Annotated in this window: 9 protein-coding genes and 1 pseudogene; 3 read left to right on the top strand and 7 right to left on the bottom strand. The window is 51.6% G+C overall.

The genetic code is table 11. The annotated features are described in order from the left end of the window. The first annotated feature begins 175 nt into the window (after positions 1 to 175). On the top strand, positions 176 to 1,315 hold the full coding sequence (locus QP938_06325) for a cupin domain-containing protein (GenBank protein WIO75515.1): 1,140 nt from the start codon (positions 176 to 178) through the stop codon (positions 1,313 to 1,315). Between the two features lie 48 nt (positions 1,316 to 1,363). On the opposite strand, the pseudogene QP938_06320 reads toward QP938_06325, so the two are convergent. Together QP938_06320 and QP938_06315 are read right to left on the bottom strand one after the other, a co-directional pair. Then, positions 1,364 to 1,559 (bottom strand): annotated as a pseudogene (locus QP938_06320) (transposase). 106 nt (positions 1,560 to 1,665) lie between these two features. Continuing rightward, positions 1,666 to 5,001, bottom strand: coding sequence for a hypothetical protein (locus QP938_06315; protein WIO75514.1), 3,336 nt, complete (start codon positions 4,999 to 5,001; stop codon positions 1,666 to 1,668). A 226-nt stretch (positions 5,002 to 5,227) separates the two neighbouring features. Here QP938_06315 and QP938_06310 point away from each other — a divergent pair. Continuing rightward, positions 5,228 to 6,312, top strand: a protein-coding gene (locus tag QP938_06310) for an IS3 family transposase (GenBank protein WIO75513.1) whose coding sequence is annotated in 2 segments (ribosomal slippage) — positions 5,228 to 5,489 and positions 5,489 to 6,312 — 1,086 coding nt in all. Because the reading frame shifts where the segments join, the coding sequence is not laid out codon by codon here. Here QP938_06310 and QP938_06305 read toward each other — a convergent pair. From QP938_06305 to QP938_06285, 5 genes are all read right to left on the bottom strand, one after another. After that, on the bottom strand, positions 6,295 to 8,028 hold the full coding sequence (locus tag QP938_06305; protein ID WIO75512.1) for a hypothetical protein: 1,734 nt from the start codon (positions 8,026 to 8,028) through the stop codon (positions 6,295 to 6,297). The genes QP938_06310 and QP938_06305 overlap by 18 nt on opposite strands. Positions 8,029 to 8,520: 492 nt before the next feature. After that, a complete protein-coding gene (locus QP938_06300; protein ID WIO75511.1) occupies positions 8,521 to 8,955 on the bottom strand; it encodes a hypothetical protein in 435 nt (144 codons plus the stop codon). Between the two features lie 278 nt (positions 8,956 to 9,233). Further along, positions 9,234 to 9,731: a hypothetical protein gene (locus tag QP938_06295; GenBank protein ID WIO75510.1), complete on the bottom strand. Its 498-nt coding sequence runs from the start codon at positions 9,729 to 9,731 to the stop codon at positions 9,234 to 9,236. Between the two features lie 33 nt (positions 9,732 to 9,764). After that, positions 9,765 to 11,531: a gamma-glutamyltransferase gene (gene ggt / locus QP938_06290; GenBank protein WIO75509.1), complete on the bottom strand. Its 1,767-nt coding sequence runs from the start codon at positions 11,529 to 11,531 to the stop codon at positions 9,765 to 9,767. A gap of 223 nt (positions 11,532 to 11,754) precedes the next feature. Next, positions 11,755 to 12,669, bottom strand: a complete 915-nt coding sequence (locus tag QP938_06285; GenBank protein WIO75508.1) for a LysR family transcriptional regulator — start codon at positions 12,667 to 12,669, stop codon at positions 11,755 to 11,757. Between the two features lie 116 nt (positions 12,670 to 12,785). On the opposite strand from QP938_06285, the gene metE reads away from it, so the two are divergent. Further along, on the top strand, positions 12,786 to 15,065 hold the full coding sequence (gene metE, locus QP938_06280; GenBank protein WIO75507.1) for a 5-methyltetrahydropteroyltriglutamate--homocysteine S-methyltransferase: 2,280 nt from the start codon (positions 12,786 to 12,788) through the stop codon (positions 15,063 to 15,065). The last annotated feature ends 128 nt before the right edge of the window (positions 15,066 to 15,193 follow it).

The raw sequence follows: 15,193 nt of genomic DNA, 5'->3' as shown, positions 1-15,193 counted from the left end.
AAAGTGGATCCCCGCCTTCGCGGGGATAGGCACTAAAAGTCACTAGGTTGCCGCAGTCGCTCCGCTCCTTCGCAATGACGATATTCCGGTAAAATGGCACCCGTCATTGCGAGCGCAGCGAAGCAAACCAGCGTCTTCGATGCTTAAAAATCCACACTCACAAGCGGAACCAACGATGCTTACCCACCTCGGCAATATCACAATCGAAGAATTCCTCCGCGACTACTGGCAGCAAAAGCCGCTGTTGGTCCGCAACGCCTTCCCCGATTTTGAATCGCCACTATCGCCAGACGAACTGGCCGGCCTGGCGCTGGAAGAAGACGTGGAATCCCGCATTGTGATGGAGCAAGGCCCGGAAGGCCCCTGGCAACTCCTCAATGGCCCATTTGACGAAGAGACCTTTGCCAAACTGCCGGAAGAGAACTGGACCCTGTTGATCCAAGCCGTGGACCAGTGGGTACCGGAAGCCAAAGCCCTGCTGGAACAGTTTCGTTTTCTGCCAAGCTGGCGACTGGACGACCTGATGGTGAGCTACGCCCCCAAAGGCGGCAGCGTTGGCCCTCATTTTGATTACTACGATGTATTCCTGATTCAGGGTTACGGTAAACGCCACTGGCAGGTTGGCCCCAAAGCCGACGATGAAAGTCCCCGCGTTGCCGGCACCAAACTGCGAATTCTGGATCAGTTTGAAGTCGAACAGGAGTGGACACTGGAAGCCGGCGATATGCTCTACCTGCCGCCACAATACAGCCATAATGGTGTTGCAGTAGATGATTGCCTCACCTACTCCATCGGCTTCCGTGCACCCAGCGTTGGCGAAATTATTGACGATGTCGCCACCGATGCGATTTCACAGCATCGTGACCACCAGCGCTATACAGACCCGAACGAGATCCTCCAACACCCCGGTGAAGTAACCCCGGCGGCAATCAATCGCCTGAAGGAAATCCTCAGCGAAGCCCTGCTTGACGAACAACTACTCCGCAACTGGCTCGGCCGCTACATGACAATGCGCAAATATCCGGAGCTGGAAATTTCCGATGGCCAGCCACAACAATGGCTGGACGCGCTGGAACAAGGCGCCCACCTCGAACGCCACCCTGCATCACGTTTTGCGTTTGCGAAACTGAACGAGAAAAAGGCGGAACTGTTTGTTGATGGCGAAGCGGTAAAAACCGATCTTGCTTTTGCTGAGCTGCTCTGCAGTGACGAGCCGCTGGAGCTTTATAGCCTGCAATCGTATTTGCTGGTACCAGAGAGTAAGGATGTGATTGAGCAGTTGGTGGAGTATGGGGCGTTATTTATCGAATATTGAGCAGCTCAATAACGGTTCTTGTAATTTTAATTGTGTAACTGCCGCGGGTTAAACGTAGCATTTCAGGCAGACTTCGTACTCGATCATAAGTCTCTCAGGGCCGCTTTCCAATTTCGTATTGGCATCGTCCACTTTTTGATACAATCCATGATTGCCAGATAAATCACCTTTCGAGCCGAATCATCTGTGGGAAAGAGCTTTCGCTTTTTAATGACCTGCGGATGACGCTGTTTAACGATTCAATATTGGGTGAATGCCTCTAATGGCTTGGGTGTATGTTGTGCAAATATAGAAACTGGGCTCGCTTTTCAGCAAAGCAATGAATACCGTTTAGCGATTGTGTGGAACAGTTATGATGCCCACGCTGCTGGCGTTAAGCTGCTTCTCCCCATCGTTGGCAGAGCATTCGACATGGATGGAATATTTCCTGCCCCCCCCTTGCCAGAGCGCTCTGCCCGAACTTCAGCCGTCAGTGGTCCGGTAATTCTGTAATCCACAGCTGTGTGACCGTCCCCAAGGCCATCCGCATCTTCAGAGCTTACAATCGACGTGATAGTGCACTCGGGTGCCTCTGGCAGCGGGATGGATCGCACATCCACCTCGACCTGAATGGGTATCATTTTATGGTTTATCGGCCAAAGAGTATCGGGGCTTACATTCACGCCGGCAATTACCATAGGCGGAAGGTCATGGCCAAAGACAAGGACTTTTCTATTGTCCGAACTACTGGCGCCGTCAGCGTCCTCTCCATGCAAAGTAATCCTGTGTTCGCCGGGTGTGAGTGAGGCTGCAGAGACATTCAAATTGTGTCCATTGCCCAGCAAACCATCAATATCAGATGTCCAGTTCAGGTTGCTGTCTGGCAGATGGCCGTCCTCCCTGTCGTCGGAAGTACCTTTCAAGACCAGTAGCTGCTCACCCGCGATTATCTCGTTGCCGTAAGGCAGCAAAATACTGACCAGCGGCGGGCTGTTGGATTTGATGAAGGTGCCTTCGGAGGTGTCGTGAGCAACATGGAAGCCATCTTTTGCATAGACCCGTATCAGCCCGTTGTCAGTACCCGGCAGATTATTCAGGTTCACATCAAGGGAGGTATCCGCGTAATTGACAATGATGGTCTCCCAGGTACTGCCACCGTCCGGGCTGAATTGAACATCATAGACCAGTTCATCCCTATCCCTGTCTCGTCCCTTCCAGGTTACGGTTACCGAATCGCCAGACAGGGTCTCGCCACCGTTTGGAAACATCAGCTCGACTTCAGGCCCGTTGTCACTGGCTTCCATCTGGCCCAAAAGGTGGCCCTCGTGGAACAATTCGACTTTTTCCACCCGCTGGTTGAATGGGAATGGAATGGAGAAGTAATCAGATGCGGGTATTGGAGTAGAGCCGGGGGACAATCGGTAATCCACATGAGAGGCCGCGAAATTCACTTCATCCACCAGAGCCCCGAACTGATCAAAGCGCCGCAGAGCAAAATCACCTGCGGGTTGCATCGGAGGCGCTACCGGCGGATCCACTAGCAGCCCGGTCGGTTTGAAAATGACTTCATCTTCTTCGTTATCGTGGCGAACGAAGCCGCGTACGAAACTGATGGCTTCAGCAAATTCCAGTGACTCGGCTGTCACTTCTGCTGAAGACGAAAACTCACTGGCGGACAGTGCGCTCGACGAAGGCGAGGCACCAAGCCCGAATATGGCGAGGATATTGGACCAGAAGCGGTGATAGGTAAATTTTGAGGGCCATGCCGTTTCGGGGCAATAGCTCATGGTGTCCGACGCATCGACAATGGGCAGCATGCGGTCCCTGTCGGATTCCCAGCCGATGACCACATCTTTGTCTGGTAACAGCGGGCCGAGCGTGGACCTGCGGCTTCCGTCAACGTTGTTGATATAGGGGAAAAACGGCTCGTCACTGTCACTCACCGGGGCATCGCAGGGGCCGATGCCATCGAAAAAGATAGTACCTTCATCCTTCCAAAGTGTGTGACTCATACCAAAGTTATGGCCAATCTCCTGACCGCTGGTACCGACTCTGCCGCGCAGGCCGGCAGACGCCCTGCCAGGGTTTTGCCCGAGGCCTAATACCGTTCCACCGCCCTCTTTGTTGAATATCGCGGTTGTACGATCAAATACACCGTCGCCATCAAGATCCTCACCATTGTTGTTGGTGGCGAGTGCATAGTAAATTCTCTGGCAGTCTCCAAATGTCTCATAGCAGGAATCCGAGTCCCGCATGTCATCCAGCGAACTCAGAATGTCATCGAACAGGTCCCGGCCATCATAATCGATAGTAAAGATATCAAATCCTACTTGAAGGATATCCGGATAAGAGATGGCGCCTACGGTGGCATCAATCTCGCTTACCGGGAATTGCGCCATAATATGATTGCGCTCGTTGATCAGATCCTGGATGGTGGTGGAAAAAGGTGCGGAGCTGTCATCGCTCGGGGTAAAACTGACCGTGACCATTTTCAGCTCCATCTCTTCGGAAAGAGCAAAGGTCTTGGTGATGCTGCAGTCTGGGTTTACGGGTCCGACAACATTCGCGCAATCCACGTCAACAAAATCATCGAACACCAAGCTGAATGTCACTGTTCCCGTCGTCCAGTCATTGGGCAAAATAAACTCGGATGCCAGATTGGCCAAATTCGCTCGACGGGTGCGGCCATTGTTTAGTCTGCTGCCATCCGGGTTAGTACCATCAGCTGGCTGTGGGTTGGCCCGCAGATCCAATACATTGGGAAATGCCGTGGAAATCACATTGAAGTTTCGCGGGAATAATACCGACGGTGACAACGGTTGGCCATTACGGGTGGCTGTTAATTTCAATCCCGGGAAGGTATTGTTTCTGCCGTTGAGACTTTTAAAATAAGCGCGCAACAAAGTGGTCTTTCCATCTATCAACCGCACACTATTCTCAAGATCCTGAGAGGTCTGAATCAGTTCGACGCCCGCTAGGTCACCAGGCTGAAGCACCACAGTGATCTTCTGCACCGCAACCCTTTTGTTTCCTTTCCAGTCTACCGCGGTCCATGTAATAAAGGTTTCCCCCAGCGGGAACATGGAATTCGTGGGCGCGTCATTTGAAAGAGTCGGCGTGTCAGGATCATGAATATCCGTCGTGGTTGCATCTCCAATATTGACGAAAACAGGCAGTTGGGACATGGTGGTCACAATCCTGGTTTTATCGGGCGGCAGGGTAAGTTCCGGCGGCGTTTTATCCACGATAGTCACTTTCTGGAAATCGTTTCCCGTATTGCCGGAGCTGTCTGTTGCGCGCCACTCGATAAATATCTCGCCCACTCCAAAAGCCCCCAAGCCCGGTTGGCCTCCAATAAAGGGCTCAGCCTGTAGTACACCGTCGATATTGTCGATTGCCACCGCCTCGCCGACCTTACCTGTGATATCGGTGAGCAAGCCCTCGGCTTTTATGGTGACATCAGCTGGCCCGACGACGATCGGGGGAATGTGGTCCGCCGGTTCAACCGTAAGATTAATGGGGCGGATGGTATCGCCATTGTGATTGGTGCCATTTGTAAACTGGATGTTGACGCTGTATTCACCGAGCGCCAGTAGATTAGCCTGTCCATTGGTCGTTACAGTGACATCCCTCTTTTCCTGGGGATCAATTTCAATGATGCAGGCAATACCAAGCGCGCAGCCCCCGCCAGAGGAGGTAAGACTCACCCAGTCGGCTCCTGCCGGCGTTCGTTGTACGGTGGCGGTTATGGGCTCTCCGCCTGTATTTTCGAGAAGAAATGTATGAATGGCTGGCAGAATAATAATGTCTCCGGGCAGCGAGCGGGTAAATGGCCCGCCTATAGGCCCCCTGAAATTCGCGCTGTAATCCCCCCGAAAAATAATCGCGCTTTTAAGTAGAGACTTTTATGATGTGAATCAGAAGGAGTTATCTATGAAGAAGTCGAAGTTTTCGGATCACCAGATTCTGGCGATACTGAAGCAACATGAGGCTGGCGTTTCCGTTGCCGAATTAGCTCGTGAACACGGTGTCAGCACAGCCCTGATTTATCAATGGCGTTCAAAATATGGCGGTATGGACGCCGCCTTGATGAAGCGCCTCAAAGAGCTGGAAGCAGAGAATGCCCGCCTGAAGAAGATGTATGCCGAGGAGCGCATCAAAGCAGAGCTTCGCCAAGAGGCCCTCGAGGGAAAGCTGTAAGGCCATCCTGCCGCAAAGCAATGGCCCAAAAGGCTGTTCAGCGGGATGGCATCAGCATCCGTCTAGCCTGTGCGACCTTCGGCATTAGTGAGACTTGCTACCGCTATCAGGCAAAGCTCTCATGTGAGAACCAACAGATTGCAGGCTGGCTATTAAGTTTGACAGAGGCCCACAGACGCTGGGGGTTTGGCTTGTGTTTCCTTTACCTGCGGAATGTAAAAGGTTTTCCCTGGAATCATAAGCGGGTTTACCGTATTTATCGGGAGCTGGAGCTAAATTTACGAATAAAGCCCAAACGACTTATCAAACGCGACCATCCTGGCGAACTTGATGTGCCCACAGCGCCTAATCAGGTCTGGTCGATGGACTTTATGAGCGATGGGCTAATTGATGGTCGCTCATTGCGTACGTTCAATGTACTGGACGACTACAATCGTGAGGGCTTAGGCATTGAGGTTGACCTCTCTTTGCCAAGCAGCAGAGTGATACGAAGCCTTGAGCAGATTATTGAATGGCGAGGGAAGCCAATGGCGATACGTTGTGATAACGGCCCGGAGTATATCTCTCAGAAGCTAATTGACTGGGCAACCGAGCAACGTATTACTCTGCTATACATCCAACCTGGCAAGCCAACTCAGAATGCGTACATAGAGCGATTTAACCGAACCGTTCGGCATGAATGGTTGGATATGCACCAGTTCGAGAACGTTGCTCATGCCCAGCTATTGGCCACCCAATGGTTATGGCAATACAATAACGAAAGACCAAATACCGCCATTGGCGGTGTGCCGCCAAGGCAATTAATGTTGGCGGCTTAATCCTCTACTAAAAAGCTCGGTTATAAATGGGGGGATTACAGCGCCAGTAGTCGGTTTGACATCAAGAACGCCCTGCCCTGTCGGCCCCGAAGACACCCGCTGAGCGAAAAAGCCCTCATCGCTAAACCCGTTTGTGCCGTCGTCAACAGTGACTGAGATAACACATTCCAGGGTGGAACCGGTATTGTTGGGCGGCGCGGTCCATACAGGCTGTTGCAGGGTATTGTCGTTAAAGCTGCTTTCGGGGCAATTGGAGGTCCAAAGATAATTCAGCGCATGGCCGCGATTGTCTGTCGCAGCCACATGCAAATTGACGGTACCCCTGGTAGCGACCGGGTTGGGGGTGCCGCTCGGTCCTTCCGTAATAGACAAATTATGCGGAACTTCGGTAACCCGTTGTGAATAACTGCCCTGGTCGAAAAGCCCTTTGCCATCCTCTACCCTGACGCTAATCAGGCACTCACGCGGGTCGCCGGTTTCGTTGACAGGCGCAGTCCAGATGGGCTGACGAAGACCGGCGTCGTTAAATGTGCCGTTGTCATCGGTCCAGCTTGAGCAGTCCGCCATCCAGGCGTAAGTCAGCTCATGGCCCTCGGAGTCCACAGCGGTAACATCCAACTCTACCCCGCCCCCGGAAGCTACCGGGTCAGGAATGCCGGACGGGCCAGCCGTAATATTCAGGCTGTGAGGCGGTACTCCCTGGGCAATAAAGTTACCAAGGAAGTTCGGTGCGACAATGTTCGGTATTGTGGTGACGACAGTATTTGAAGCTGTGTCGATAACAGACACTGAATTGCTTTCCTTATTGGGTACATAGACCTTAGCCCCATCGGGCGTCACTGCAACTTCGATGGGCTCAGTACCTACCGCTATGGTGTCAACGATGGAATTGGTGGCGGTATCAATAACAGTAACCGTATGGTCGGTGATGATATTGGTGACGTAAACAGTGGACCCATCCGGTGAGACTGCCAGGTAGGCTGTTCTGGCTCCAGTGTTGAAGATAGTGTCTACAACGGTGTTACTCGATGTGTCGATCACATTGACCGCATGGGCGCAAAAGCTCGCCACATACACCCTGGATCCATCGCGTGTGATATCCATGCCCAGCGGGCAAGTATTGACCAGGATTTCGCCAGAGATCGTGTGACTGGCAGTGTCTATCAGTATGACCCGCTGACCGGTAAAGTCGTTGACGTAGAGCGTCATGCCGTCTGGCGTAAGTGTCATTGTGCGGGGGTTTACCCGATTGTCCAATGCCGAACGAGGCAGTTCGATTACGGTGTCGATGGTAAGTGTGACAGTATTAATAACCGTCACTGTCGCCGAGTTAGTATTGCTTTCATTCCTGGAGGCATAGAGTTTGCTGCCATCAGGGCTAACGACCAAGGTAATTGGATTGTGGTCCAGTTCGATCGTGTTGACTACCGCATTGGTGGTGGTATCCACAACCGAAATGCAGGTTGCGCAAGCGCTACCACCACTGGCGATGTAAAAAGTGGAACCGGAAGGGTCGACGGCAACTGCAAACCCCAGTGATTCAAAGTTGATAACGTCGACCACGGTGTCAGTAGCCGTATCAATGACCGTAATACTGTCGGTCTCTTGGCTGGATATATAAGCAAAAGGATCGGCCTGCGCGGGTAATAGCGCACTGATAAAGATGGCACCTGCAGAAATCAGGGCGCATCTGAGAGAGGCAATTAATTTCCTCAAGTTGTCTCCTCCGCATTTCCACCTAAGGCTGGACTGCAAATGCGTTAGATATAAATATAGGCCAAACTGGGAATTTGTATAGCAAGCGGACGAAGTTATTCGACAACGGCAAATCGTGGAAATCCATTTTTTGTCGCACAGCAATGGCCACACGGCGTTGCTTTACCATCGATTCTCATTGAGCTTCAGAGAAGTTGAAGAACTATTGGCCGCTGCGACGTAACCGTCATCTATGAAACCATTCGTCTGTGGTGTTTGAATTTTTCAACTGGTTATACCAAGCAAGTCCACCGGGAAGCCCGACGATACTTGGTTTCTGGATGAGGTATTTATTAAGATCGGCAGCAAACAGGACCATCTTTGGCGAAAAACACAACTCAGCAGCTCCGGACTTTACAGCCTGCAGTCGCATCTGCTGTCGCCAGAGAGTAAGAATGTGATTGAGCAATTGGTGGAGTATGGGACGTTGTTTGTTGAAGAGTTCTTATAACTCTACCAGAGTGGAAAGTCACCTTTAAAACCTGCTATAAAGAACCCTAACGATAGCAGCATCATGAAGGCTGCTCGCATCCCTTGAGACACAGGCATTTCTCCATCCACATATCTTGTCGACCCCCAAACATAATCTTTAAAGACCAAACGAGAAAACCAAAAAAACAACAAAACACAACAGAAGAACCAGACTCTCGTCAACTCTGACGATGTCAATATATACGACAGTGAAGTTGCACCCCCTCCAACCGGAAAAACAACATCTCGCCCCAAGAATTTAAGTGAATCAAATAAATATAAAGCCACATGGACCAGATAAAAAAACAAAAAACTGGATAATAGAATTAAGAGCCTCTCCACCCCTTCAGACATAAACATCAGGAGCACCAGAGCAACGAAAGCAACACAACCAATAATTTTTACAAAAATAGTCATGAGTAAAATTTCTCTTAAAAAAAGGTGACCACCCTACTTTAGGAGCAAAAAGGGGGCCATCCCCTTTAGTTTATAACCTTCCTTCGTCTACTTCTCGCAATGGCTTGTATACTTGCTTTCTACTTGCAAGCCACACCTCTACTACGATAATCAAAGCAATAGTTACCAAGAAAAGACTACTACCATCACTTTATCCACCCACTGTAAAGTTCATCTAGACCTCAGCAACTAGCAACAAGTCACAAGTTATAGGGAAAAAAGCGCTATTTATCGGCCTTTTAGCTTCTCCTTGCAATACGGACTAACAACGAACGCCGAAAGACAGCATAACCGCCCCAGATCAACCCTGAAGCAACCAAAATAAATACAAGAATATTTTTGGACAAAATTTCCACTCTCACAAGAAAGCTCATCACAGCAAGAAATCCCAGCATTATCGCCAGCACCACTTTCATTTTATTTGTTAGAACTGGATAGTGTTTGTAGACCGATAAATGACAGAGAAAACAGGTGGCACATATAGTGACCACCAACATCCAGACGCCTATATCGTTCGATGATTTTGTGAGCAAAATAAAAGGAAACAAACACCCAGCAGCTGACAATACTTTATGTCCTCTGTAGCCACTTTCCTCCATGAAGATTGTGTACAAATGATCTGAGTCACCTTCTGATTTAGTAACCAAATCAATAATCATCGGAACAACAAAAACCACAACCAATACAAGCAGAGCAATCCCAAGAAAAAGACCAAGGCCTAACAATATTTCAATCACGCCACCTCCAAACTCCCTTTGCGAAGCAATAAATCACCGCTCACTATCCCCCGCTGCCACCGCCGCCCCACCCGGCCAGCGCAGATCACAAAACCCATACAACACGCCGTCTTTAATCATGATGCTAGCCGTACGCCCCAGCACTACCCCACCAGCCTTCAACTGATGGCCACGCTGACTGAGTAAAATCTGGGTATCCGGGCTGATCCCCTTTTCAAGGCGGATTTCGTCCGGGAACCATTGGTGGTGAATGCGCGGCGTGATGCTGGCTTCGGCCACATTCATATCAAAGTCCACCATATTCAGAATAGTTTGCAGCACCACGGTGATAATGGTGCTGCCGCCTGGGCTGCCGGTGGCGAGCCAAGGTTTGCCATCTTTGAATACGATGGTGGGCGTCATGGATGACAACGGGCGTTTGCGAGGTTCAATGGAATTCGCTTCGCCGCCGATCAGGCCGTAGGCATTGGGTTCACCGGGTTTGGATGAGAAGTCATCCATTTCGTTGTTGAGCAGAAAGCCTGCACCTTCAACGGCAATGCCGCTGCCGTAGGAAAAGTTAAGCGTGTAGGTATTGCTGACTACGTTGCCTTGTTTATCCCAGACCGTGAAATGAGTGGTCTGCGGACTTTCTTTTGGCAGATCAAGCCCTGGTGAGATCAATGGTGAGGGAGTGGCTTTGGCAAGGTCAATGGACTCGCGCAGAGTTGTGGCGTAATTGGCATCCAATAATTTCTCTACTGGCACATCGTAAAAATCCGGATCACCCAGGTATTTACTGCGGTCGGCGTAGGCGCGGCGCATTACTTCGGTAAGGGCGTGCAGGTAGGCGGCGCTGTTGTGGCCGAGTTTGTTCAGCTCCCAGCCTTCGAGAATATTGAGCATCTGGATAAGGTGAACGCCACCGGATGATGGCGGTGGCATAGAGGCGACTTGATAGCCACGGTAGCTGCCTGTTACCGGCTTACGCTCAACAACTCGATAGTTTTTCAGGTCCTCGTGGGTAATCAGGCCATTGCCGCGTTCCATTTCGTCAACAATCTGGTCGGCAACTTCACCCTCATAGAAACCCGCAGCGCCTTTTTTGGCAATCTGCTTTAACGTTTTGGCGAGGTCAGCCTGTATGAAGGTCTCCCCCTGCTGATAGCTGTCACCATCATCTTTCAAGAAGTATTTGGCCGATGCCGCGTGTTTGGCAAAGCGCTCCGAGCGGGATTCCAGCGACTGGGCCAGTGGATAGCCAACAACAAAACCTTGTTCGGCCAGCTCAATAGCTGGCTGGAGCACTTCTTTCAGGGGCAAGGTGCCGTACTTTTCCAGCACATGGGCAAAGCCAGCAACGGTGCCCGGTACTCCGGCGGACTTATGACTGAAACGGGCACGCTCTTCTACTACATTGCCCTCTTCGTCCTGGAACAGTTTGCGATAGGCCGCTGCCGGTGCCATTTCCCGATAGTCCAGAGCGATAGTACGGTCTTCCTCGGCGAGATAGACCATCATAAAGCCACCACCGCCGATATTACCCGCCTGCGGGAAGGTCACTGCCAAGGCAAATCCGGTAGCCACTGCCGCGTCTATGGCATTGCCGCCTTTGGCGAGAATATCCGCGCCCACATTACTGGCGATGGCATCGCGAGAGACCACCATCCCTGATTTGCTGATTACCGGGTGAGCCGAAACGCCGTAGTCGAGAATGGCTTTTTCGGCGCTGATAGCCGGCAGTGCTAGCAACATCAGCAGACAGGCTAATGAGGCTATAAAACCTTTGAAGGCAGCCAATCCAACTCTTTTTATAATCATCGTTCTCTTCCCATCCTTGCCACGAATTGCGTAAGAGTACCCCACGATAAAAAAGGGGGCAAAAAAACTGGCACTCTCGAAATCTCCTACTAGACTGAATTTATTGCTGTTGCTATTACCTACCCCCAAAGGTCGCAAAGCGACACACTCTAACGCCCGAGTCGGGCGTTTTTTTTAGAAGTTGGTTCATAACTACTGCGCTCGTTACGTTATGAAATGGCTTCTATGGCCTGCGAATACCTTTCAGGTTATCAAAGCTGATTCGACGGGCACTGTTGATAAAATCGCTGATATACGCAGACTCCCTGTCTTCCTCCCGAATCGCCGCATAGAGCGTGCGCCACAAACCACCTTCACCCAGTGAGCGCGCCTCGATAAAGCCGTTGCGCACGTATTCGGCCAACGCCCAGTTTGGCAGCGCCGCTACACCGCGGTTGCTGGCGACCAGCTGGGCAATCATCAGGGTCAACTCTGCTTTGCGAACTGCCCCAGGTGCAATACCAGCCGGAGTCAGGAAGTGGTTAAACACATCCATACGAGTCGGCTCCACCGGATAAGTAATCAAAGTCTGATCCTGAATATGCTTCGGCTGAATATAGGGCTCCGCTTTCAGAGGGTGGTCTTTGGCAATGGCGAGCATCACCTCATAGCGGAACAGCGGTTCGTAAGCGATCCCGTCCATAGGTTCAGGGTCTGAGGTGACCACCAGATCCAGTTCGCCTCGCTGCAACACTGGCAATGGCGCAAAGCTGAAGCCACTGCTCAGGTCTACCTCCACTTCCGGCCAGCTGTCGCGAAAATAGTTGATCGACGGCATCAACCAGTCAAAGCAGCTGTGGCAGTCAATGGACATATACAGACGCCCCACCTGGCCAGAGCTGATCTGTTTGAGGTCGCGCTCACCCTGCTCAATCAGCGGCAGAACCTGTTGCGCCAAATCCAGAAGGCGCTGCCCCGCTCCGGTCAGCTGCAACGGCCTCGACTTGCGCACGAACAGCGGCATACCGATACGATCTTCCACCTCTTTCAGCTGGTAGGACAATGCGGACTGGGTCAGGTGCAGCATTTCCGCGGCCTCCACCAGCGAACCGCCTTTGGCCAGTGCTCGAATAGTTCTGAGGTGTCTCAAATCAATCATAAATTTATCTCATGTTTAAATCTTAAAACTTGATTTGCACTCATGTTAGGTGAAATCCAGAATGGCGTCCATCGAAATATGAATAACACTAAATATGACTAACACAAGGGTGACCCATGACCATCACAACCCACAACCTTGGCTTTCCGCGAATTGGTTTAAAGCGGCAGCTAAAATTTGCCCAGGAAAGTTACTGGCAAGGAAAAATCACCCAGGACGAACTACTGGGAATCGGTGCTGAAATCCGTGCAGAAAACTGGCAACTACAAAAAGCCGCTGGCATTGACCTGATTCCGGTGGGCGATTTCGCCTGGTACGACCAAGTGCTCACCACCTCTGCCCTGCTTGGTGCGATTCCGGCTCGTCACCTGCCAGCCGACGGCAAAATTAATCTGGACACCTTGTTCCGCTGCGCTCGCGGTCAGGCACCGAGTGGAGATTGCTGCTCCGCCAGCGATATGACCAAGTGGTTTAACACTAATTATCACTACATTGTTCCTGAGCTAAGCGAAGATCAGCAGTTCAGTGTGCAGTGGACGCAATTGTTTGAAGAACTGGAGCAGGCACAGCAGCTGGGCTACAACGCAAAGCCGGTTTTGCTTGGACCGTTGAGTTACCTGTGGCTGGCCAAGTGCAGCGGCAATGAGTTCGATAAGCTGGCACTTCTGGAGCGACTTTTGCCAGTGTATGCAGATATTCTGAACCGCTTGGCCAGCAGCAATGTCGAGTGGGTACAGCTGGATGAGCCGATTTTGTCACTGGACCTGCCAGCTCAGTGGCAGCAGGCGTTTGAACGCAGCTATCACCAGTTGCAGCGCCGCGATATCAAGCTGCTGGTGGCCAGTTATTTTGGTGGTTACGGCAATAATCTCTACACCGCCAGCCGCCTGCCGGTTGCCGGCCTGCACCTCGATGCAGTGAGCGCCCCGGACGAGCTTGAAAAGCTTGCCGATCAGCTGCCACCACACAAAATTCTCTCTGTGGGTATCGTTAACGGTCGCAATGTCTGGCGCAATCATTTGAGTCAATCGGTAGCGCGACTCGAGGCAACCTATGCAAAGCTGGGTAATCGCCTGTGGATTGCCCCATCCTGTTCGCTGCTGCACAGCCCGATTGATCTGGATGTTGAGGAAAACCTTGATCCGGAAATTCGCAGCTGGCTGGCATTTGGCAAACAGAAACTCGCTGAGGTCAGCGCCATTGCCCAGGTGCTTTCCGGCAAAGGTGACGAAACTACTGCCACGCTGATTGCGACTGTCGATAAAATCGTTGAGGAGCGCAGCATTTCGCTTCGTGTTCACAACAGAGACGTCCAGCAACGCCTTCAGAAAATTGACCAGAGCTGGCTGCAACGCAGTGAGCCCTTTGCCAAACGCAGATCAAAGCAGATTACTCTGCCAGCATTCCCCACCACAACCATCGGCTCATTCCCGCAGACTGGTGAAATCCGGTCGATTCGACGCCGCTATCGCCAAGGTGATATCTCTGCCGCTGAATATCAACAGGTCATACAGAATGAAATTGCTTTTGCTATCGAGCGTCAGGAGCAAATCGGTCTCGACGTTCTGGTACACGGCGAAGCGGAACGCAACGACATGGTGGAATACTTTGGCGAACTGCTGCAGGGCTACGCATTTACCGCCACTGGCTGGGTACAAAGTTACGGCTCTCGCTGTGTAAAACCGCCGATTATCTACGGTGATGTACACCGTCCGGAGCCGATGACCGTTGAATGGATCCGCTACGCCCAGTCACTGACCGAAAAGCCGGTTAAAGGCATGCTGACCGGCCCGGTAACCATGCTGGGTTGGGCTTTCCCGCGCGAAGATATCAGCCGGGAAACCTGTGCCAGACAAATTGCCCTGGCACTGCGCGATGAAGTTGCCGACCTGCAAGCCGCTGGGATCAAAGTTATCCAGATCGACGAGCCAGCACTGCGTGAAGGTTTGCCGCTCAAGCAATCCCAATGGCCCGCTTACCTGCGGTGGGCTGTGGATGCGTTCCGTTTGAGCACTGCTGTGGCAGACTCAGCCACCCAGATACATACCCACATGTGCTACTCGCAATTCAATGACATTATCGAGGCTATCGCCGAGCTGGATGCCGATGTAATCACCATCGAAACCGCTCGCTCGGCAATGAAGCTGCTGCAGGCCTTTGAGGAGTTCACCTATCCCAATGAGATTGGTCCGGGGGTTTACGATATTCATTCGCCCAATGTGCCAACGGTTGACTCTATTGTTGAGCTGCTGAGCGAAGCCAGCCAACGGATTCCTGCCAGCCAACTCTGGGTAAACCCTGATTGCGGCCTGAAAACCCGTGGCTGGCCAGAAGTAGAAGCTGCACTGGTAAAAATGGTTGAGGCAGCAAAACAGGCGAGAGCTGAACTGGCTTAACTCTACTGCTCTACTATTCTACTGCGGGTAAGCGCTTTGGCATATTCGAATACGGGGTCGTTCTTGCGATCCCATATTCGTATACTCTTATGTATAGCCACTGCAAAATACCTGTCAGAGAACCAGCT

It is taken from the genome of Porticoccaceae bacterium LTM1 (assembly GCA_030252795.1).
Lineage (GTDB): Bacteria > Pseudomonadota > Gammaproteobacteria > Pseudomonadales > Porticoccaceae > SCSIO-12696.
The sequence above is the reverse complement of the archived record's forward strand: the minus strand, read 5'-3'. Positions and strand labels throughout refer to the sequence as shown.

What these genes read in the sequence shown, in the direction of transcription:
- QP938_06325 (WIO75515.1), top strand. Translation starts at nt 176, where the DNA reads ATGCTTACCCACCTCGGCAATATCACAATCGAAGAATTCCTCCGCGAC.
- QP938_06300 (WIO75511.1), bottom strand. Translation starts at nt 8,955, where the DNA reads ATGACTATTTTTGTAAAAATTATTGGTTGTGTTGCTTTCGTTGCTCTG.
- metE (WIO75507.1), top strand. Translation starts at nt 12,786, where the DNA reads ATGACCATCACAACCCACAACCTTGGCTTTCCGCGAATTGGTTTAAAG.
- QP938_06285 (WIO75508.1), bottom strand. Translation starts at nt 12,669, where the DNA reads ATGATTGATTTGAGACACCTCAGAACTATTCGAGCACTGGCCAAAGGC.
- ggt (WIO75509.1), bottom strand. Translation starts at nt 11,531, where the DNA reads ATGATTATAAAAAGAGTTGGATTGGCTGCCTTCAAAGGTTTTATAGCC.